The following is a 22,887-nucleotide window of genomic DNA, read 5'->3' as shown; positions in this document are numbered from 1 at the left end:
TGTTTCACGACTTTGTAGGTAGCAAAAAGACAAAAGTTCATTTCGAAGACAGTCAGATCGTCCAACTCGGATTTGCCACCTAAGACCCATATTTGACAAAGTTGCACCTCTTAACATGTTAAGAAACCCTAGAATGACGACAATAAAAGCCATAGAATATTCAAGAGATCTTAGAAGCCCTGTCCCGACCACGCCGCATATCTCAAAAATAATGAGTGCCAATAAGAGCAAAAATACTCTACCTGAGTTGGCGCTCCGTAAAAGATTGTGGAGTGATAATCTTCGCGGCTATAGGCTTCATCCCAACAAAATCCCAGGCAGGCCGGACATTATATACCCCAGATTCAAAGTGGCAATATTCGTAAATGGTTGCTTCTGGCACCGCTGCCCATATTGCCAACTACGCGAACCATCAGGAAATAGGGATTTTTGGGTAAAAAAATTTGACGCAAATATTGAGCGGGATACGAAGAAACGGAAACTACTTGAAGAAGCCGGCTGGAAGACAATAACAGTGTGGGAATGTGAAATCAAAAAATCGATCGATCAAAAAATAAAAGAAATTCAAAATATTTTAAATGAGTAACAAACTGACACTTCTTGATTTTTTTTGCGGAGCTGGTGGCTTCTCCGAGGGGTTCAGGCAGGAAGGTTTCGACATAGTCGCTGGCTATGACCATTGGGAAGCAGCTACCAAAACCTTTAATCACAATTTCGGGACGACCAGTATGGTAAAGAATATACTTGATTTCGAAAGCTCCGTTGAGGAAATTGAGAAGCTACCCGACACCTCGGTTATCCTCGGCAGTCCCCCATGTGTGACCTTCTCATCATCTAACATATCTGGCAAGGCAGACAAAACTTCTGGAATAACGCTCACTCAAATCTTTCTCAGGATAGTTGCTGTAAAGAAGTGGAAGAAAGGCTCGAAATTGGAAGCTTGGCTTATGGAGAACGTACCGAGTTCAATAAAACATCTAGGCAAAGAATATACCTTTGAAGAGCTCGGTCTAGCCGAGTGGGCAATTAAAAATAGGATAGGCAAGTCGAAAGTTGCAATTAAGTTAGATGGTAATCAAAAAGTTATTAACTCTGCAGACTATGGCTGTCCGCAATCTAGAGCACGTGTTATTTCCGGTGAGATAGTCAAATGCAAGAGACTTACTTTACCGGCGTCAACGCACGATGAACAACCATCGTCCCCCACCTCTTTACCAAAATGGCGCACATTAAGACAAATTAGAGAAGGTTTGCCTAGGCCAAGCAGTCCGAAAACTCCGATACTAATGTGCGACCCAAATTATCCATCGCTTGTTATCAGCTCTGATAACTTGACAGACCACTTCTACGACACAGGCCTGTTCAAATGCGAATGGAAACAGTCGAAGTTTTTGAAGACAAACCACCCATATATGGGAAAAATGGCTTTTCCAGAGAACGAAGATAGGCCAAGCCGGACGATTACTGCAACTAAGATCGGAACATCCCGTGAGGCGATAATATTTAAGTCGGAATATGACAGAACTGGTGACGGAGAATTCAGAGTTCCGACGGTACGTGAAGCTGCATGTTTGATGGGTTTCCCAGTCACCTATCAGTTTCTCGGTGGAATAACTGTAAAATGGCGGCTTGTCGGCAATGCCGTGAGCCCAAATGTATCACGCGCTTTTGCGAGACAAGTTAGGTTTGAATTAGGGCTGCCGCTCAACACAAAGCCAATAATAGAGCCGATGGAATCGGTCACTGACAGAAGCGACCTAAATACTTTTAAAGAAAGGATATTTCTTGCACCTCCAAAACGTAACCTTGGCTCTAGATTTAGGAGGCATCCTTTCAAAAATGGCAATATGACTGTTACACTTTCGAATTACGATATTGAAAATGGTGAGAAAGTGGCGAGTCATTGGAGGACATCGATACAGTATGGGAATGGGGAAGGGTTTCCAACCTTCAATGTTCCAGATAATTATTACAGAGAACTTGAAGCGAAAATAGTCCGCATGGTCGAAGGTAAGCACTTCATTTATGAAATTAATCATCGTCTCAACCCGCGAATCGCTCCACGAACTATATTGCAAGACCTCTACGAAAAGCAAAAATCTGAAAACGGCTATCTCGAGCCCACTGAATTGGTCGAGGAAGTAGGGGCTTTAATAGATGAGCTATGTTTGGAAAACTCGCTCTGTAGTCCAGAGGATATTCTAGTATTTAAAAACAAGGAAATAGTTCCAACAAAACAGGTTTTCGCACTATATGCTATAAATAAAATATCAAGCCTCGCTAACAGCAAATAGACTTACATGCCGGTAAACTTCTATCCCAGTAATCCAATAGATGCCCTAGAAGATATCATTGTAAAAGATGACGGGACACCACTGTATGGAGAAATAAGTATCTACCGGTTGCTAAGTGCCGAATTAGGCAAGAGCGCTCTTGATTGGGATATATGGCATGACTTAAAACTGCCAGATCACTCCGGAAGCTTCAACTATTATCAAAAAGTCAGTTGCCAAATTGACTTCTTGATACTCTGTAAGCATGGTCTGCTAATACTTGAAGTTAAAGGAGGTGCTATTTCAACGAAAGAGAATCATTTCTTTTACGGAAAAAATTTTGAGACGAAAATCAACCAAAATCCATTCAGACAAGCGGAGGGTTGTAAGTACACGATAAAAGACAACATATTAAACAATGTAAATGGTTGCTTCTTCTGCGAGGCAGTTGCATTCCCACATGTCGATTATCCATTTGAGTCTAAACTTTTCGACCAAAATCTTCTTTGGACAGAATATTTATCAAGAAATTATGGCCGATCTATCGAAGCATTTATTCTAAGTGTCTTCCACTACTCGAAAGCAAAGCACACGAGGTTTGACAGAAGCTATGCTGAGGTATCTCCGAAGGAACGGTCGTTAGTTCGAAAAACGCTAAGCCCCACTGTCAGTGACAGAAATTCACTAAATTCGATAAGTACAACTGACTGGCTTGGAATTCAAAATATAGACATACTGGACGGACTTAATAAGAATGAGAGAATTATGATCGAAGGGCCACCAGGCTCTGGCAAAACGACGCTTGCGAAGGCATACATAGACAAACAGTTTAATAAGCGGGGAATATACTTGTGCTGGAACAACCTTCTGATGCATTACACTAAGGACGTTCTTTCTCACCGGGGATGCATGTCTTCGATTGAAGTGACAACCTACTTTCGTTATTTTCAAAAGCTCAATCCCAAGTTAAGCTATAACCTTCTTGCATCGTACAACGAAGATAAGTTTTACAATTTAGTTAAAGACACGATATCGAGATTCATTGACGATGCTTCATTTTTACCATATGACTTTGTTGTCATTGACGAGGCGCAAGATCTTTTTGACCGAGGGTTAGACCTATTTCTTAATAAATTTTGCGGATCAAATGGACAGGGTCTAAAAAACGGCAGTTCATTGCTCCTTTATGACATTGACCAGAGTTACTCATACAACGGCAGAAATGTTCACGAGATCGCTGATTTGTTTTCGGAATATTACTGTCACTACAAGATCAACGAGGTAAAGCGAAGTACACAAAGTCCCGACATTAGAAAATTATCTTTAGCCGTTCTAAATGACCCAACCACTCTACTGAAAGGAAATATCAAAGGCACTTATCCCTCAATAGATATCGTGACTCATAAGTCTCTCTCAGAGGCAAAGTCGCACTTGGTAAAGAACGTCCTTGCGTCGATCAGAGCGCCGAACTCATCGCTACGTGGTGAAGATTGCACGCTACTCGTCGAATCAAGTTTACTTAGAGGACTTTACAAAGGTGAAGATCTTGCCGAACTCCTAATTATAAAAGATATTGAAGAAATTTCTGAGGCCAATATTGCTGATCGCTCAAACAAACTTCGCTATACCACCATCCTTAAATTCAAGGGATTAGAGAAAAAAAACATATTTCTCATCATTACTGAGCCCACTTTAATAAACCAGTATGAGATATATATAGGCTTAACCAGAGCAATACTTAATGTTCAAATTAATATTATTCGATAATGGACCTCGTAAACGACCATATTCGAAAGTATTTGAACGAATTTTTGATATCGTCTGACTCAACATTCTTGGAGCTATTTGAGGTTCTTACAGCGCCTGGCAAGTCTCGCTATGAGAAGACCTTGCAATATCTCTACTGCTTATTAATTGAGGTGGAGAATTTAGATAAAAGTCACCTAAAGGCGTTTCACGTGCAGTTCCAAGAACATGTTCCGGAAGACGGGAAATTATTAATAGCCGAATTTATCTGGCAGTTTTACTTTCGGATGTCAATAAATAACGACAACGGCAGCCCCGAGAGTACGACAGTAACTGACACAATTAACTATTTAAGAGCAAAAGCTCAACAGCCAATTCAAGCCCCAGAAAGAGTCTCTAAAGCACAGCTAACAAAACTTAGGAATGAAAAAAGAAGGCAGCGGCAACATTTAGGCTTCTATGAGACCCTCAAAGGTACTGCATCACTTCTACCAGAAACCTTGTTAAACCTTCACATGGCAATGGCGGAAAGACTTCGCCAGGTCATGCATGATAATCCAACATTTATATCCACTGCGCAAATAAATAATATAGATGCACATTCGTATGTAATCTATAATACGGAAAAGTTCGACAACATTTCTAAATTGAAGGTCGGAAATACCCCGCTTCTAAAAGTAGCTAAAAAGATCGTTCTCTTCGATTGTGAAAGTAGCATTAAGAGGTTTGGAGAATTGAATTTTATCCGACTCGCTGACTTAAACAAAAATCACAGAACCAACTTTGAGCAATTGCTAGTATTTTCATGGTCGCCAACGCCGAAATCCTTCTACCGATCAAAATCTCGAAGAGACCTTATAAATGAACGGTATAAGATCCCAGCTAATTCATCATACGTAATAACCGCGATGGAATCGCTTTTAGATCAGTCTGGTTGTAACCAAATATCAGTTCATTTCACAGGTATAGAGAATTCACATTTTTGGGACGCTTTTGTAACGGAAACAACAATTAGAGAATTATACGAGCTTCGGTCAATAAAACTATTGAATATATATTCCTTATGCTACAATGAAGACATCAAAAACTATCTGATTTCCGATTTGTTTGGCCACGATGATTCAAAGTTTATATCAAATTCAACTAAAGAAGCAATTAGTGAACTTGATATAGACACCTTGGCACGGATTAGAAATCTACTTGACAACGTATTTGATTTAATCATACAATCAGAACACAATCTAGAAATAGCGAAATTCGTGAGTAATGACAGTATAATTGTAGTTTCTGATCTTGTGGTGGCTAGCCAGGAATTGACCTTGAAAATTTCAGATGCACTTGGCCTGGGCGGGGCGAATAAAATTGCCTCATGGGCCGCTGTGGAAAACCTGATCGATTCTAATATCTTACTACTGTGCTACCAAGATCAAGGAAGATTTCCAAACCATATCCTTCCGAACATATTTGAATCAGCGCTTGCAACTTGCAACATGATCATTGCGGTGTACGTTAGTTTTCTCTTCCGTCTCCGCTATCAATGGTCTCTATACGCATTTAATCGCGATAGAATTCACTTTTTGTCTCATGATATTCGGCGGAAGCACTTCGCCTGGGGGGAGCTCCAACAGAAACTAAATTATTCGATTCCGAAAAAGAAGATGAACTTAGATTGGAGTCAAGAAAACCAATACTCAAGTTCAAAAATTGGGGAAACATATCGAATAAGATACAAAGCCGGGAAAGCCAGAACCTACACGTCGTCCGACTTATTTATCTTCAATAATTTTAATAATGGAGTCTATAGAGTAGATAGGATGGCAAATATCTTTGAAAACTTTCATGAGGGGGACGACTCGCTTGTAATTCAGAATTTGGATGATATTCAAGAGGATATTAATATTTATGATAAAATTGTTGATACGACAGTTCAGGAACAAGAACTGAGAGTGATCCGAAAACAATTTCAACTTGAAATCGATACCGCGGGAAGCCTTTGGAAGGTATTGCTCAAAGAACAAGCAAGTAAACACGGAGAAGTGTCTGCTTATGAGAACTTGCGGGACTATCTAAGGACGAGGAGGCTGAACATAGTATCATTCCAGCACTATAAGAATACATGGATAAATCCAGGTAGTGACTCGACAAGCCCATTAAGTAGGAACGTTTTCCTATCTCTATGTGAATACCTCAATCTGCCGCGAACTTATTTTGTAATCGTCCAAAGACTCAAGAATTCCGCGAAACAATCTAGTAGACATAGCACCCGTCAAATGAACTTGTTGTTAAAGGACCTATTTAATGACGGTTGCTTCGATGTAGGGGTCGATCCTCAAGCAGTTTTGGTCGATAGATTAACTTTTTATAAGAAAAATCACCCGCTCGATGAGCTTGGTATAGATGAAAACCATCTACTCGGAAATCTTGTGACCTTAGTGGAATTGATTATACCTGAACTAAGACTTTTTGAAATTGTGACCTTAGAAAAGATATACAATGAATAAGATATTTGAAAAACGTAATACCCTCGAACAATTCATACGTGAACAAACAATTGGTCCCGGAATAGCGGGCTATAGATACATTGACATCGACGACGTTATGCTCACACAGAAGTCGATAGCGGAGGCCCATCCGATAGACTATCATAATGAAATTCTAGACATTGTTCCCGCTGCTATTTACAGTACAGGGATATTGTTCCCCGAAGATTCGAGTGGAACATCAAGACTCGGAGTTTCCCGAGATGTCAATGAATACACTGATCCCGATGGTCAGCCTGCGGATGCTAGCTTAGACGAAAACACGGAAGACGATATTGACACATCCGATCCAGTTGAGCTAAACCAAATGTTCCCGAAAACAATGGGATTCTCTTGCTGTCTCGATGAGAAATGCCTTCTGGCGGGCACTATTGCCGTGAAAGTTTCTTTCAGGTATTACAGAAAGATCAAGCAGGATCGAAAAGGAAAATTCAACGAACGATATGGTGTTCTTTGTGAGATAGATAAAGATGAAGTCGAACGCTTATTAAATATATATTCTCTAAATCAATTCAGTTTGCGAACCGTATACGGGAACAATGTTCTTTTGCTATCAAAGCAGACTATTGATCAGCTAAAAGCGTTGAAGTTCACATTGCTGAATATTCAGAAGAGTGCTGCGGCGGTTTGGCATTCCGATACGGTACGCATAGTTCCGCTGACCAATTTGAAAGTGGAGAATACTTACTTAAGTAATTTAAAGTCATCTATTTACTACGAACTAAAAAATACAATTCACGATAATTCAAAAAAAATTGAGCTCTACAAAATTACCCAGAAGATCGAACTCTTCGAAAATTTTACAGATCATCTGAAAAATTTAATAGACATAAATTTGGATGGATACGGCATTTGGCAGTCAGAAAGTGTCCAGAAAATAATAATTATCGATAACATCGACTTCCCGAAGGATCAGAGAAAAAAGGTGTTTTTATATAACAAGGACAAAGAGTACAGCGAAACGATAACTGTTTTTGGAAATGGAAGTTCCGAAAAAAAAGGTTTAAAGGACATATGTTTATTCGACGTTGGTCAACAACAGGACTTCGCGTCACTATCTGTAAACCTTCAACTAACTCGTGACAGCAGGCGAGACAAAGGCAGCTTTTTCTTAAAGGTTCAAATCGTCAACACCAGTTCACCCTATGATGAGGGTCTGCAAAATCGTAGCCGGTATTACTCAACTTTCAATGAGCTTGTAAATCAAAAGTGCTTTTTTGGCGTAAATGCATCTATAACAAGCGAGTACCTTGTTCCATATAATAATCAAGCTTACGGTGCTAAAAACGGCATGTTCGATGAGGACACGACCACACAATTCATATACTCTCAATATAATGACTTTGGTATCGGCCATGGTTGTTCAGTAAAGTGGGATAATATGAGCGACGTGCAGACTATCCAAACAGAGTACATACCCGCGTGCGAAATCCCTGATGTCGATCCAATTCCAAGAGACAAAACGAAGGCAGCGGTTCTGGATCGGAACGGACAAGATTTCGTGGCCGCGAAATTCTTGACAAATACGAAGGTGCAAGAGTTTAAATGGCTCTCGAAGTTATCCGATGCGTCCGATGAGGAGATTGTGGCGTCGCTTTTAAGTTTTATAGACGCTTACGGCAGTTGGATATCTAACAAAAGGAAAAAGTACCAAGGCGAATTTGTTCATATTGCAACACAGGAACTGGATAAATGTGAAAAAGACTACCGTAGGATGCGAAAAAACGTCATCCAACTACTCTCAGGAAATGAAAACACCGAACATGTAATGTCTTTTCGGCTAATGAATACTGCGATGTTCATTCAACTTTGGCACTCTATTAAGGTCAAAGAAGATGGAGTTCGTTCGTTCTTTAATGACGAAGCATTTAAAAAATTCGATTTTGATTTTTACAGGACACACGCTAGCGACAGGTTGTTTCCGACTGAAGAGTCGGCGTCTTGGCGAGCATTCCAATTGGCCTTCATTCTTCTAAATTTAGACGGAATCTTCCAGCTTGGCGATGATCCCCAATGGGAGGCTAGAAATAATCTAGTCGATCTCGTGTGGTTTCCAACTGGAGGCGGCAAAACCGAAGCATACTTAGGATTAATTGCTTTAACCATTATTAATCGACGACGACTCACCAAGGAAAGCGGTGGAGGAACAGCCGCTATAATGCGGTACACTTTACGCCTTCTGACAATGCAGCAATTTCAACGTGCTACAATGATGGTCATGGCGCTTGAACAGCTTAGGCGTTGGGATATGTATGGCCTTGGGGCTGAGCCAATCACAATCGGCCTTTGGGTGGGCGATAAATCACTTCCAAATAGAATCGAAGACCTACTTGTAGAGTTTAACAATCTTAGCAACGGAAGAAGCAATAAAATTCCTTTTTCAAATTGTCCGTGGTGTGGATCAGAATTGAGACCTTGCCCTACCGGTAATGCGATAAGTAACCGAAATGATGTTTACAATTTTAATAAAGTGCACCTATTTTGTGATAACAACAAATGTAGCTATACTGAAGCAGACTTTTTTGATGAGGATATATCGAAAGGACCAATTCCGGTTAACCTTTGTGATGAATCAATATATCAGCAACCGCCAACGCTCCTGTTTGGAACCGTCGATAAGTTTGCTCAGTTAGCGCACAAAGTGAATGGAAATGCAAATGACCAAAATAGTGATTCTCGAAGGATATTTGGGAAAGGCACATGGGAAGCAGGTAAGCCCGTGGGCGGTTACTTACCACCTGACCTAATTATTCAGGATGAGCTACACTTACTTTTAGGACCGCTCGGTTCCGCTGTCGCACTTTTTGAAACAGCGGTCGATCAATTGTGTACATCGGAAAATGGGAGAAGGCCGAAAATTATATCTTCAACTGCTACTACCAGAAATACGCAGTTACAAATAGCTGCCATTTTTGATCGAGAAGTCAATCTTTTTCCGAAGCCAGGGGTGGAATGTGACGACTCTTTTTTTGCGTTCTACAGGCGAGTGTTTACTGATGCAGCGAGAAATGGTGAACAATTTCTTTCCAAGAGAAAGTACCTCGGGATTCTTCCCACCGGAAGAACGCAAATATGGATGCAAATGAGACTGGCTGCAATAATTATGACTCATCGAGCTATTTTTGAGCTAAGACAATTGGAAAACGCTAGCCCACTGGATTTCGAACAATATGAGACTTTCGAAAAAGCAATGGATTTCTACCACACAATAATCTCCTATTTCAATAGCTTGAAAGAGGTCGGCAAGACGCAGTCCCAAGTCCAGACCTATATTCTTAAGGAAGTGAGAAGGGTTTTCACCCGTGTGGTACGGCCACAAAAGTTGATGCATGCTCTGTATACGTATGGGCCGATGCGAGAATCGGAGTTAACCGGGCGACTTTCAGGCGAAGAGGTAAAAAATGAACTCGAAAATGTAGAAGAAACGTGGCGGGCCAAAAATCGTTTTGCGTGGAAACAGGAGACTGAGACAGTCAGAGGAAAGGTTCCTCCCGAGTTCGTTGTTGCAACAAATATGATTTCCGTTGGAATTGATGTGTCACGGTTCAATCTCATTATAATGAACTCAATGCCAAGAAATACAGCGGAATATATTCAAGCAAGTAGCCGGGTAGCACGAAATAATTATGGACTGGTCTTGACGGTGCATCATCCATTCCGGGCTAGGGACATTTCACACTATGAGAAATTCATCGAATTTCATGAAAAGATGTATAGTTATGTCGAGCCAATTTCAATAACTCCATTTACAAAAAAAGCAATCGATCGATACATGGGACTGTATTTAGCGACGATGATTCGACACCAAGTGGGCTTCATCGATCGAGACTCGGCAGATAGGATTTCGTCAATGTCTGAATTAGAGCTCAAGAAAATGGCCGACGACCTCGCTAGCTACTTCCTGAGAAGGCAAGAAAGAAGTTCGCGACTTGATGACTCTCTAAAAGGGTTGATCACCAAGGAGAATGTAGAATATATTGAAAGTTGGATTCTCAAGGCAATATTCGACTGGAAAGAGCAATCAGACAAAGCACTTACTGCGAATATGGACTTTGTGTTCAATAATAAAGCCGTTAGGTCAACTCCATCCCAAGAACAACTTTATGTTGACGTCGAAGAATACGAAGCGAATATACACAGCAAAAAATGGCAAATTCCAATGTCACTTCGGGTAATTGAACCCGAAGCAGCCGTAAAAATCTACCCCAAATAGAATGAAAATCATAAAGCAACATCAATATAACCAGGGAGTCGGAAAGTACAAGCTCCTGTCATCGACCGCAGGCGTCGGCTCGATTCTTACAAGTAAGTTAGGGTCATATGTATTAATCTCTGACATCAATAAATGGAATTTCATAAAGTGGGCAAATGCAAAAATTGAAGGAATTAGATCAAATAATTCTGATGATAAAAAAGTGTATGCTCTGAGTAAATTGGAAATCATGAATCGAGGATTACAATTTGTGGATGACCAGCGATTCATCAATTTCATTAAGAAAGAAAGAGAAATCGAAAATCTAGTTTGCTTCGTTGAAGTTCCTCACATGGCTTTGGATGAGAAGTTTAACACGCCAAAATGGAAGAGCCATCCAATTAAGGCAGCCCTACAAAAATCCGGCGAAGAACATAAGGGGGCTGCAAAGAACTACATGGTAAGTGCTACTCACTTTCCAAAGTGGTTTAGAAACAGCGATGGCGATTTAAAGTTAATCAGTGAATGGGGAGAACTGTGGGAGAAAGAGTGCAAAAAATTTCCCTCTACTTTGAGGCTTGATAACTTCGCTCCTCCAAGAGATGCGAGCAAATTTGTTAGAGAGATTAATGTCAAGAACGAGGACGGCAATACAATTACAATGCGTGAGTACAAAGTTCTTGATCAGACAAATCTTGTTCTCATTTGTCCCAATGGCCACCTCTCCGACATTCCCTGGGCAAATTACCTAAGGTGGAAAACTGAAAAAGCACTTCATCAACGACCGCCGAGTGATAAAGGCGAGGAACTCCTCTCGACGCAAATGGGAAGGCCTTGTTGCGGAAGTCCAAAGCTAAAATGGACAGAAAGCAAGACCAAGTCCGAGGGTTATGCGAGTGTCCATATCGAATGTTTGAACTGTAAACTTGGGTCAGGGATCAATAATGAGAAACCAAAAATAAATCTTGAAGGAATCAACTCGTTAGAACCGACCTGTATTGGACAAAAGCCTTGGGAGATTGATATAGCGGAGGTTCGCGGTATCCCAGTAGAATCCTGCTATGTAAGAGAGATACCACAGAACGGCCATGAAAAAATGAAGGTGGCTCTAGTAACGGCAAACAACGTGTACTACGCGACGGGCTTCTCCAGTTTATTTATCCCGTTACATTTGGCAGATGACAAGTCCAAGGAAATAATTGAAGCCATGGATGTTCTGGGGAGAAAATATAACAAATACTTAGAAAGGCTGGAAATTTCCCGAGTGCAATATTGGGCTCAAAAGTTTGATATCAACGATTTCATAATAGACAACGACCTACAGGTTGATAACATTGATGAATTCAAAGCGCAGCTTGAAGCGGCATTTCTGGAACAGCCCAAGGACGACGAAAGTGTAGATGAATACGAGAAATACCGATGGCAAGAATTCAGATGTTTTTCTCAAAATACGTTTATACCAGCATCGAATGATGTCGGGATCAGCTTTGCTGACATCGAGCTGCCTCTACCCTTACAGAACTATTTTAAGAAGGTTCAGCAAGTAGAGGAACTTAGGGTAACGAATGTCCAGCTCGATTTCGCGAGAGTTAAACCGAAGGAAAGAATTGTCGTCGATGGTATTGTTCAGGAATCCGTGCGGGGAAAGAATGTTTTCTCCACAAATCCAAAGGCGGTTTTCGTGCTTCCCGCGAACGAGACAATTGGGGAGGGACTGTTTTTTGAATTCTCCGAAGAGTACCTACAAAAATGGATGACAGATCACGAAGAAGTTTTGCAGACCCGTTTTTCAAAGCACATAAATCAGCGACCAATGGCTGATGCTCAGGGGCTAAGTTCAAAAATGAAAGTATACAACAATCGCTATAAACAATTTTTGATACATTCATTTTCACATTTAATGATGCGCGAACTTGAATTCTCCTGCGGATATCCGACAGCTAGTCTCAAGGAACGCCTATTTATCTCAGAAAGTCCTGAGCGAAAAATGGCCGGTGTGCTAATATATACGGCCGAGGGATCAGAAGGTAGCATGGGTGGTCTCGTTTCACAGGGTGAGCCGAAGAGGATATTGGAAATTATAAAAAAAGGCTTAGAGCGTTCAATCAACTGTTCATCCGATCCTTTGTGCTGGGAATCTGAAGGTCAGGGAATTTTTGATCTGAATCTTTCGGCATGCTTTTCATGTGGACTTGTCGCCGAGACTGCATGCGAGGAAATGAACCTAGCATTGGATCGAAGAGTACTTGTCGACGAACAGTTCGGCTACTTTAAGCACCTTTTGGCGGAATGATTTAAAATTGACATTGTCACTAGGGAGTTATGAACCTTATGCTCTTTCATGGAGTTGACGCTCTTTCACAGACCCGCGCTATGAAAGATCTAACACGTATGTACCGGTAAAACTGTATAGTAGACGTTATATGAGCCAAAGAGGTGTCTTGCTAAAATTGGGTTCAAGGATTAATAAAATTGTCGCCGACTGATCGACATTTTTTTTTCGTTATGACTCTATGACTGCTTAGGTGATTAGCTGCAAATACTATTTTGGACATGATTGGACAAAAAGGGGCAACCGAGGCCAAAGACATAAACCTCCACCTACAAAATTGCGAATAAACAACCGGCGGAGTCTTTTTAGGTCGTTCCATTTCTACTTGGGATTTCCGCGAGGTGGTGAGAAATCTAAAGTCCAGGAATTTCCAGTTTTGCAAATATTGAAATGTTGCCGACAGAAACAACATTGGACACTAACATCAATCGAAAGCGATGGAGCAGATCATAAAACCTCTTCTTTTCCTTCAAATACGTCAGCTATTTCAGTTACATTCGATACTCGGTATCGATATATGCGATGTAATGACACTCAAACATTAAAATAAAATCAATAATCCATGGCAAAAACAGTCCGATACAAAACCCTTGAGTGCAAACAGAATGACAAGGTATTCTATATTTCCGTACTTCCGAACTCTGTATTAAAATCGGTTTGCTTCGTTGCGCGAAGGGACGAAGATGCCGAAAAAGGGTTCCAGCGCACATTAAATGAATCACGCGCAAAAGATATTGCCCGGTATCTGGATGAATTGAAAGGGACAATCCCTTCAGCTTTAATTTTAAGTGCCCAGGATACTGCTCGCTTCGCTTTTGATTCGGGTAAAGGTGAAATATCGTTCCAAACAGCTACTAACAGCTTTATGGTCCTAGATGGGCAGCATAGACTGTTCGGGCTGTTGAAAGCAACGAAAGAATATGTAATACCGGTTGTTATCTTCAACAAGCTAAATACTACACAGGAAGTGAATCTTTTCATTGATATCAATACGACACAAAAGGGAGTTCCCACGACTCTCCTCTTGGATATAAAGAATCTCTCAGGAACAGAGACAAAAAAGGAGGAACGCCAACGGCAGCTCTTCGATCGACTTAATCGAGAAAGCATTATGGCGGGGCTTTTGTCTCCTTCCAAAAGTAAAGTGGGAAAGATCACCAGAGTTTCTTTTAACCAGTCCACTAACGATATATTCGAGAGTGGCTTCTTCTTAGATAAGGATAATGATACAATCTATAAAGGCGTGAGAAATTATTTGGAAGCCGCGGAGAAAATTTTCAAACGAAGCAAATCAGAAAAAGCAAAATTAACGAATGCGACTTTTTTCAGGGCATTGTTTGCAATTTTCCATGAGGCCGTTGACAAGGCACTACGAGAACATGGAGACCTTAAGGTTGAGTCATTCATTAATGTTATGGAACCAGTTTCGAGGCTGAATTTTGACTCGTATACCGGCACTGGCAACGCAACATTTAATAAAGTTGTATCGGACATGAGGAAAGAATTGAATGAGTACGAACGACGCTATAACCTGTTAAACGGCGGTGATTTATTCTAATGTATGGGACTTTATGGAGATAATTTTTTGAAAATTCGGAATCAACACGTTCTTCCGTTGGTTAGCTACGGTATTGCTAGAAAAAAGTATCAGTACTGGTCCTTTAAAGACATTATAACCAAAAATGTCATCTCTCTCAATAAGCTTCAAGGAAAATCTGTTGAAGTAGAAATCTCAAAGAGCGACTATTACCGTGCATTGCATTGTGAGATCGAACTTTTTATGAATAAAGCTACCATTCAATATGCTGATTACATTAAGTCACAAACCAGCTCCCCAAGCTGGTCTTTCGTAACCCTATATTATCTAACATTTTTTTCGACAACATGTTTTTTTAGGTTTTTAAATCGAGGCTTTATATTTTTTTCCAGCGAGCAAATCAAACGGCTTGAAGACTTCTCCCAGGCTGTATATTCGGACGTTATTTCTCTGGATAGTGGCAACTATTACTTTAATCTAAAAGAGACGACCGAAACGGATACAGTAATCATTACTTTGACATTCAAGGGCGATAACATTCATAAGCAAAATTGGATTCAGCTAGAAGCAACATTTCGAGAAATGTTAGCAGACTGCGATGAAACGGAGGAAACGATTATAAAGACGTTTATTTCTCACTTCGCCGCTTTTAAAACTGAATACCCGTCTTGGTTGAGAAATCGACTAAACTACAACAGCGACTCATCAATCCTCGACTTAGAAGCTAGCGTGATGCATGTAGATTTGAGTTCTTTTCGCAGCGATTTCCTAAAAGGGCTGGTGGGTGTTGACCTAACACCGGATATGAATAGTCAAATCGCAAGCATAGGTTTTTTATCATCATACCTTTTAGGTTTTATAACCGAATTGTACAAGGAATATCTGCAACGTAGTGAGCACGGAAAGGATTTTTCACTGGAACGAAAAATTTATCTCGAGAACAACAATATCAAACAAGATTATTAAATAAGTTGTTGACTAGTCTGTTTAGCATGTCATATTGGCTGGCGAACCGGTTTTAGATTCGCCCATCTGTTTTAAGCTTGTCCAAGAGGATGCACAAGTTGAATTTTTGTTTCATAACGCGATCTACGACAAAATCAAATTTTGCTGTAGGTCAGTATGACATTCAAGTTCCGAACTACCGTTCTGAATTGCAATTCGGACTCACAGACAAATAGAACTTCCAATTTTTCAACAAAAAGCTTGCTATCTTGAATATCTATATTGTAGCCATCAAAAGTGATAGATCTGAAAACATTTCCTTCGAGATAACCGTAGGGTTCTTGCGAACCGGCTTCACATGCTTCACTATCAAATTCAAAACTTAATTGATTTGGTACGCCAGTCACCGTTATTGGCAGGCCGGATTGCGCATCAGTGGCGGCCTGCAGTTTCCAGCTACCAAAAGGATACCTGGTGCCGGCGAGATTGCCAATTAGAAAACTTAATGAAGGAAATTTAAAGAATCTTTTTTCGACTATAAAAGGAATATTTGCACTTGAGTATTCGATTTCTTTACCTTGGTCATCCCAAGACCACATACTGAAAAAATAAAATCCTCCACTTGAAAGCGGCTCTGCCTTTGAACTCATGCCTACTACGCCATCTTTGACCATTTTTCCCTCCGAGTAGTCAACAATTAGTTTGCCCCCGGAAATCGTGCCAGATTTCAATCCGGAATTCCAAGTCCAGACGATATCGTTCACGTTTTCGACACTCTTGTTATCCAGTCTAATCTTCAAAAGAGAGGTAGAAATACAAATAGCAACCAGCTTGGAAGGAAGAACAGGTACAATAAACTTCGGAACCGAGGAGTGTAAACTAACCTCTTTCAAAAATGAGCAAAAATCTCCAGTCGTCAGTTGACGCTCCATATTTATCAGATAGCGGACACCATTCCTAGAATATGAATATTCACTAAAAGAAATAAGCTTTGTATTGGGGAAAACACTCGCCTTTGTGTTGGTTTCGCCAATAAGATTCAACAAATCCGTATCCGACAAGTTGAGCCGACAACGGTTAGGCGTGGAACTGTAGTCATTGCAGGACAGCAGCTGCCAAAAAAACGACAAAGTGGATAAGAGTTTAAGACAGCTTATAAGTTTCATAAGTTATAGCTCATCGAAATATTAAAATTCGCCTTCAAACGTGTTTGCTGATACGTTGCTTCATCTGCCCTTCCGAAATAATTGAATTGGTAATTAATACTCGAAACTTTTAAATAATCGACGCAGGCTTCTCCGTAAATGGAAACGCGAGGATTCAAATTATAGCGAACACCGGCATTCACACCGTGACCAAAGAAAGAGGAATGATGCTCATCTTCATCAATCTCCTTATCCGATGTTAAACTCTTAAATGACTGACGGTAATAGGCACTATTTAATCCGACATACCATGATGGTCTCGTCCCGTTAGGGCGGCGAAGAAAGTATCGAGCCCGCAAAAGCGGTAATGCCTTAACGAAATAAAAATTTGATACAGCCCCTTCGTTTCCGGGAAGAGTTAGGTATTTGTTACGCTCAATGAACCAGGAATTCCAGACATCTATCGCCGCATCAATCTCAAACCAATGACCAAGAACTGAAAATATTCTCGCGACGCCAACCTTAGCAGAATTACTGCTTCGTCGCTCCATATTGGGACCTGAAAAAATATCAAATTCACCGCTGCCGTAAACTCTTAAGGCATTGATTGGATAAGACATTCTGGGTCTAAGGTCAACTTCGAATGTTTTGCCTATAAGGTCTGAGGTATTGATTGAGAGGCTATCAGTTATACAATTTCGACAATCAAGCTTAAGTTTAACTACACTCGGGAGAATGTCTCTGTTGGTGACCAATTTCCAATAGCCAATCCCAGCTAGGCTAATTGTAAAAATCTCACTTCTAAGCAAAATGCTGCCAAGAGCTTTTGGTGAACCGTAGAATTTTATGTGTCCAGTTTTGACTGGCTTGGCCTTTTCGCGAATTGTCAAATCGTTGAGGCTGACGATTCGTTGTTTTTTACGGAGGAAACACAAGGAGTCAAATTGCGCGTACGACGGATGCCGTAGCCCTAATACGAAATCTGTTCCAATCAGGTTTTTACTGTCCTTTAAAATGAATTGAAAAAAACCGGAACTGTCAGTAACTGTTTCCCTCATACCAGAAGACTCCATACTGATTTGCACTCGGCAGCCAGGTAAGTCGTAATTATCTGGTCTTTTAACCCTCCCCTTTATTATTATATCTTTTTCTTCGGCAGACGTTAGGTCGATTGTCACGACATTGGGCTCCCCTTTCCGTACATTCAGGCTCATCACTTGGGCACGCCTAAGATAATAGTCATCTGATACAATGGTGTATATCAACGTTGTATTAACCGGATACTTTACTGAGGTTGTTCCATTGTCAAACTCATGATCGGCCCCCGCCCCATAGTTCTTATACAATATCTTTAACGATACCTCGCCTTTACGTATCATTTGACCTGACTCTTCGTCCATAATAACAAATTCTACGTCGGTCATATCTTGCGCCTTGGTAAAAAATATATTTGCGAATATCAGCGCTAAGCACAATAATGCGGTCCTCATAGTTTTACAGTTACATCAGTTTGAAATATGCCAACACGCTTTCTTGCATTTTTTTGTTTCCAGTTAATATCGATCAGAATGTTATCCTGTTTTACACCATAAATCTGAATTCTGAAAAAACCAGTTTCATTCGAAGTAGCTACCTTTGCTCCTTGATAGTAAATTGTGGCGCCCTTGATCGCCTGACTATTTTCGGTCACATGCCCTTGTATGTTGGTCATTGTATCAAGATGCATCTTTGCTATACGCTTGGCTCCACGTGACACCTTTTTGACATTTTCTTTATTGATGTCTGCTTTGGGTAAGTCGGAAAGTTTTGTCAATTCCTGATTTGTTGGAGTGTTGTCTGCTTTTTGATTTGCCTTATTAGCAATCGAACCACTGTCACTCGAAATAGTGTCTCGTTTGGCTGTGTTAAGGGCTTCTGAATAGGTTGTATCCACTGAAGGGCTATTAACACTTGGAAACACGTTTTTATAAAGCTCAGGTTGCCCCCAAATAATAAAACTTCCAAAACTCAAAATAGCAACTGACATCGTGATCGTAAGGGAGGCGATTAGAACGTTGATGAGGGCTTTTTTAAATTTGTCATTCTGTGCTTGTAACGTTGACAATAAGAATCCGATAAAGGAAATGAAAATCACAGCCAAAGCATATAGAAAAACGTCCTTGTTTTGCAGTTTATAAAAAGCTACCAAAGCCAAAATGCAGATGGTGGCAATTAATACCCAAGAATATTTTAAGAGTTTAAAATTCTTGATAGCCATAGAGTAGACATCTAAAATGTCTTTCAAAGGCCCCTTATTGTCTCCTACTTCTGACCCAGCCATTGCCTTCGGTATAATGTGAAATTATTTCTTAAAATAGACAGGTACGGCCAAAACCTAAAATTGGTGGATAATTACTATAACTGAGATTCGCCTCATCATGATTCATTATGTGCCTATCTCCTCGGCTAACTGGCACCCCACAAACGGTTCGTAATCACTTAGAGAAATTTAGTTAAATTTTACATAACCATTCTGCCCGGTCTCATACAGAACGCGAAAACTTATTAAACGGCAGGACAAGGTTGAGAATGGCGAAATAAACATATGCTAAGTCCTAGTATTCGCTGACTATCACTGTGATTTTTACATCTATCCACTTTCGCCACTAACACGCCGTTGCTTAGTAAATCATTGCAAATCAAGAAAGGGCAGTAGTTGGGTGGAATCTCAGTCGTGTGCGATCAAAATGATTTTCTGAATCTATCTCTCTAATTCTTAATCTGATCAGATCCCAATTTTTTCTTTTTTTTGAATCGGATAGATAGTGAGGTGTCTAAAATGCATTGAAGCGAGCTAAAGTAATCGGTTACCCAATCGGTCACCCAGTGGCAACTGAGGAGTTAATTTATTGATAATCAAGCGCGATTTTTATACGGTTAGAATCCCGGCGGGATTATATACTATGCGAATTGAGGATACCGATGGAACCGTTATTGCACATAAAGTGGTGAAGAGGTAAGACGCTATCGACGATCGCTAGCTGGCAATCCGCCCTGGGTATCCCTAAGCCATGCAAGCTATACGTAGTTTGAAAGCCTGGACGGATTATAGTTCCAGCTTTTTTCACCTGATAAATCAAAACATCGCTTGTTACGTATTACCGACGTATTTGCCCGGAAAATAATAAACAGTATTGGATTACTTCCTCTTTTTCCTGGTGGAACCAAACGTATTAAGTGCAGTTCGATGCTAGCCGCATCGAACGCGCTCATCCGCTGTCGTGACAAAAAAATAGCATCGAAAGGATGCTATTTTTTTGATCCTGATTTCGCTCAGGCTAATCCGCCATCACAGCCGATTACTTTGCCGGTCATGTATCCGTTTCCTGCCAGAAACAGGACGACACTGGCTATATCGCCCGGTTGTGCAATGCGCCCCACAGGGATTTGGGAAGCATAATAGTCGAAGGTTTCCTGTTTGGTTTCAGATGTGAGAAAATCCCACCACCCGGTATCCACAACGCCCGGCGAAACGGCGTTGATCCGCAGCTGTTTGAATTCTTTGGCCAGGATGGGCACCATAATTTCCAGCGCACCGTTCATTGCGCCAATGCCGGATGTACCCGGCATTCTGGCGCTGCCGGTAATAGCTGTCACCAAAGTAATGCTGCCGTTAAGGCCCATGTAAGGAAGCGCTGCTTTGATCGTCGCCAGGTGCGCCCAGTATTTCTGCTCAAAGCCCTCACGGAGATCCTGCAAAGAAAGGTCTGCGAAATTACCCAGGCCCTTGCCTCCGCTAAGGGCAATAACCAGATGATCGATCGCGCCCTGGCTGTTGAAAAAAGCTTCCAGGCCTCCGGTGTCTGAGCTGTCAACCTGCGCTGCATTCAGGCCCGATTGCTGACTGCTTTTTACTTTGTTTGCGTTCCGCCCTGTTACCGTTACTGCTGCACCGGCATTGGCGAAAAGTTGGGCAGTGACCAGGCCGATACCGGAAGTGCCACCGGCAACAATGACTTTTTTGTTTTGAAATTGGGATGTGTCCATAATCTGCTTTTAATTTTCCTGCTGCAAAGGTGGCGCAGTATTACGGCAGGTTTATTGACAGGATCATGCTTTGTATAGTCTCAATGGTGCCTGTTCCGGTATGTCAGCGGGGTTTCGGCGGTCAGCGTCCTGAAAAAACGGTTGAAAGATGCGGGGTCGCTGAAATCGAGTTTGTAGGCAATTTCGCTGATGGTCTGATCCGTATAGCGAAGCAGTGATCTGGCTTCCTGTAATAACATCTCTTTGATGCTGGCAGAAGCAGTACTGCCGGTGGTGTCCTTAATGACCCTGTTCAGATAGTTAGGGCTAACCGAAAGCAGCTGCGCATAATCAGAAACCTGCCTTTTGGCAAGATAATGAACGCTCACCAGTTTCCTGAAACGTGTGACCAGCGCATGGTGGTCGCTGGTGGCCGGGCTGATTTCTAGCCCCTGTCTTTCGTAGCTTCTTTTAGCTTCCAGCAGCAGTAGGTATAAATACATTTTCATGGCTTTCTCGCGTCCGGTTCTATGCTGCTGCAATTCACTATCCATATGAATGATAAGGTCAGTTATGCTGCTGAGCTCCTGATCACTGATCTGGAATACGGGTGTGCCCGTCGTATCGTAAAACGGAAACTCCTCCGCCACTTTCACGGCGGGCAGGATATCGTTTAGAAAATCGGGATTGAAGAGGATGTAATAACCAAAAGCGTCCCGGCTGATATTGTTTTTTGAAAAGATCTGGTTGGGAGAGGTAAAGGATAGTGTCCGTGGCTGATGTTTGTAAGCTTCCAATCCGATGCTCATATCCAGCGTGCCGTAGACCGTAATGCTGATCCTGTAAAACGCCGACTTTAATGGGCCCGTCGAGCTGATCAGCCCCTCACTGGAATAAAGCTCAAAGCCGTCAATGACTTTAACTTCCCCAATCTGGTTATACCCAAACGGCGTAGTGGAACCGTCTTGCCGGTGTACCGGCCTGAACCTGTCCAAGCTATATCTTGGGATATCTGCTTTTTTATTTTTCACTGCCTGTTTATAAATACTGCTCAAAGATTATTTGTCAAAGTTATCGAAACACATATATCCGTCTGTTTGTCTGCATGCCCATTTGAAAACACTGCCAGCATATTTATTGTGCAGCCCCAAGCTGTGACAACCGACTCTTAAGATACCGCTCTACTACTGTATGCCGCCTGAGATGGAAAGCGATATTTTTTTCCACTGAAAAACCTTTCCCCTCAGGCCCGTAACATAAGAACCGTGTCGTTAAAGACCGATGCCCGAGCTTCGCTGAGACTCGTTCATTTGCTGCTTTATCGTTCAGTGTCATTCTAAATAATACTGCGTTGATATACTCTTCTTCTTTGTGTTTCATCCTTGTTTGGATACCGGTTCCGCATGGGATAATCATTTAGGAGGTTGTGATAAAAATGTTGTGCCGATCTCATCTTTCATTTCAAATAACATTTCCTTTGGAACCAAACAACTGATTAAGCGGGCGCCGAGGCATGGGCAGCGATATTTGACATTGTCATTGGGTTTAAGGCAAAAAAACATGTTTATCACTGGCAAGCCAAGCATTGAGTTTGTAAATTTGAAGATAGAAATCGATCAAAATACTACAAAGTCGATCATTTCATCTGGTAACCTATCCGGTAACCTGGAAATTGACGTTTGAAATGTTGCTGTTTTTGAGACAGTTAGGCGATAAAAATGATTCCAGCGGGATCACTGAAAGCGCCTCAAAGGGACTGAACTGTAAGTGTCCCAAAAGTTGGACGGTTTAAAAAATTTAACGACTAGTATGATGAGCTCGGTATTGTACCGGGCTCATTCCATTTAGATTAAGCCTGATGAAGTACTCCCTATTTTTAAGGCCATCAGTTGGCTATGATTGATTAAAATTAAGCAGCATTCAGGTAAAGATTCATTGGTTTTCTGCGGCCTATTCCTTGATGCTTTCTGCAATTGTAATGTTGGACAAATCGAGCGACCCCCTGGTAAAGGTCAAGGCCGTTTTTCTCGGGATTCAGATAGATGTATTTCTGTTTAATTGTCCGGAACCACCGCTGGATATGCGCATTGTCGGTCGCCCTGCCTTTTCCATCCATGCTGATCCGGATTTTCAGATCACTTAATGTGCTTACCCAATGCCCGCAGGTGTATT

General features: G+C 41.3%; 14 protein-coding genes. 8 read left to right on the top strand and 6 right to left on the bottom strand.

Annotated features, from left to right (window positions below):
* Window positions 1-133: 133 nt before the first annotated feature.
* The 8 genes from LZD49_RS32965 (at window position 134) to LZD49_RS32930 (ending at window position 15,586) form a co-directional block, all read left to right on the top strand.
* On the top strand, window positions 134-586 hold the full coding sequence (locus tag LZD49_RS32965; RefSeq protein ID WP_234672599.1) for a very short patch repair endonuclease: 453 nt from the start codon (window positions 134-136) through the stop codon (window positions 584-586).
* Window positions 579-2,294 (top strand): DNA cytosine methyltransferase, encoded by a 1,716-nt coding sequence (locus tag LZD49_RS32960; protein ID WP_234672598.1) that lies wholly within the window; start codon window positions 579-581, stop codon window positions 2,292-2,294. Before LZD49_RS32965 ends, LZD49_RS32960 begins: the two co-directional genes overlap by 8 nt.
* A 6-nt stretch (window positions 2,295-2,300) precedes the next feature.
* Window positions 2,301-4,040: a nuclease-related domain-containing DEAD/DEAH box helicase gene (locus LZD49_RS32955; RefSeq protein WP_234672595.1), complete on the top strand. Its 1,740-nt coding sequence runs from the start codon at window positions 2,301-2,303 to the stop codon at window positions 4,038-4,040.
* 68 nt (window positions 4,041-4,108) lie between these two features.
* Complete coding sequence (locus LZD49_RS32950; RefSeq protein WP_234672593.1) at window positions 4,109-6,520, top strand: hypothetical protein; 2,412 nt, start codon at window positions 4,109-4,111, stop codon at window positions 6,518-6,520.
* Complete coding sequence (locus LZD49_RS32945; protein ID WP_234672591.1) at window positions 6,513-10,772, top strand: helicase-related protein; 4,260 nt, start codon at window positions 6,513-6,515, stop codon at window positions 10,770-10,772. Before LZD49_RS32950 ends, LZD49_RS32945 begins: the two co-directional genes overlap by 8 nt.
* Window position 10,773: 1 nt before the next feature.
* Entirely contained in the window at window positions 10,774-13,044 is a 2,271-nt protein-coding gene (drmB, locus tag LZD49_RS32940) for a DUF1998 domain-containing protein (protein ID WP_234672589.1), read from the top strand.
* Window positions 13,045-13,645: 601 nt separating this feature from the next.
* Window positions 13,646-14,641, top strand: a complete 996-nt coding sequence (locus tag LZD49_RS32935; RefSeq protein WP_234672587.1) for a DGQHR domain-containing protein — start codon at window positions 13,646-13,648, stop codon at window positions 14,639-14,641.
* Between the two features lie 3 nt (window positions 14,642-14,644).
* Entirely contained in the window at window positions 14,645-15,586 is a 942-nt protein-coding gene (locus LZD49_RS32930) for a hypothetical protein (protein WP_234672585.1), read from the top strand.
* A gap of 134 nt (window positions 15,587-15,720) precedes the next feature.
* On the opposite strand, the gene LZD49_RS32925 is transcribed toward LZD49_RS32930, so the two are convergent.
* The 6 genes from LZD49_RS32925 to LZD49_RS32900 all read right to left on the bottom strand — a co-directional run.
* Window positions 15,721-16,497, bottom strand: coding sequence for a hypothetical protein (locus tag LZD49_RS32925; RefSeq protein WP_234672583.1), 777 nt, complete (start codon window positions 16,495-16,497; stop codon window positions 15,721-15,723).
* 230 nt (window positions 16,498-16,727) lie between these two features.
* Entirely contained in the window at window positions 16,728-18,200 is a 1,473-nt protein-coding gene (locus tag LZD49_RS32920) for a carboxypeptidase-like regulatory domain-containing protein (RefSeq protein ID WP_234672581.1), read from the bottom strand.
* Complete coding sequence (locus LZD49_RS32915; protein ID WP_234672579.1) at window positions 18,197-19,030, bottom strand: FUSC family protein; 834 nt, start codon at window positions 19,028-19,030, stop codon at window positions 18,197-18,199. The genes LZD49_RS32920 and LZD49_RS32915 overlap by 4 nt, the downstream gene beginning before the upstream one ends.
* Window positions 19,031-20,022: 992 nt before the next feature.
* Window positions 20,023-20,736 (bottom strand): SDR family oxidoreductase, encoded by a 714-nt coding sequence (locus tag LZD49_RS32910; protein ID WP_234672577.1) that lies wholly within the window; start codon window positions 20,734-20,736, stop codon window positions 20,023-20,025.
* Window positions 20,737-20,816: 80 nt separating this feature from the next.
* Entirely contained in the window at window positions 20,817-21,746 is a 930-nt protein-coding gene (locus tag LZD49_RS35900) for an AraC family transcriptional regulator (protein ID WP_234672573.1), read from the bottom strand.
* An 878-nt stretch (window positions 21,747-22,624) separates the two neighbouring features.
* Window positions 22,625-22,887, bottom strand: a 263-nt coding sequence (locus LZD49_RS32900) for an integrase core domain-containing protein (protein ID WP_234672571.1), incomplete at its 5' end; no start/stop codon positions are given.

This window comes from Dyadobacter sp. CY261 (assembly GCF_021440085.1).
Classification (GTDB): domain Bacteria; phylum Bacteroidota; class Bacteroidia; order Cytophagales; family Spirosomataceae; genus Dyadobacter.
Note: the sequence above shows the minus strand (reverse complement) of the source record. Positions and strands in the feature narration are given on the sequence as shown.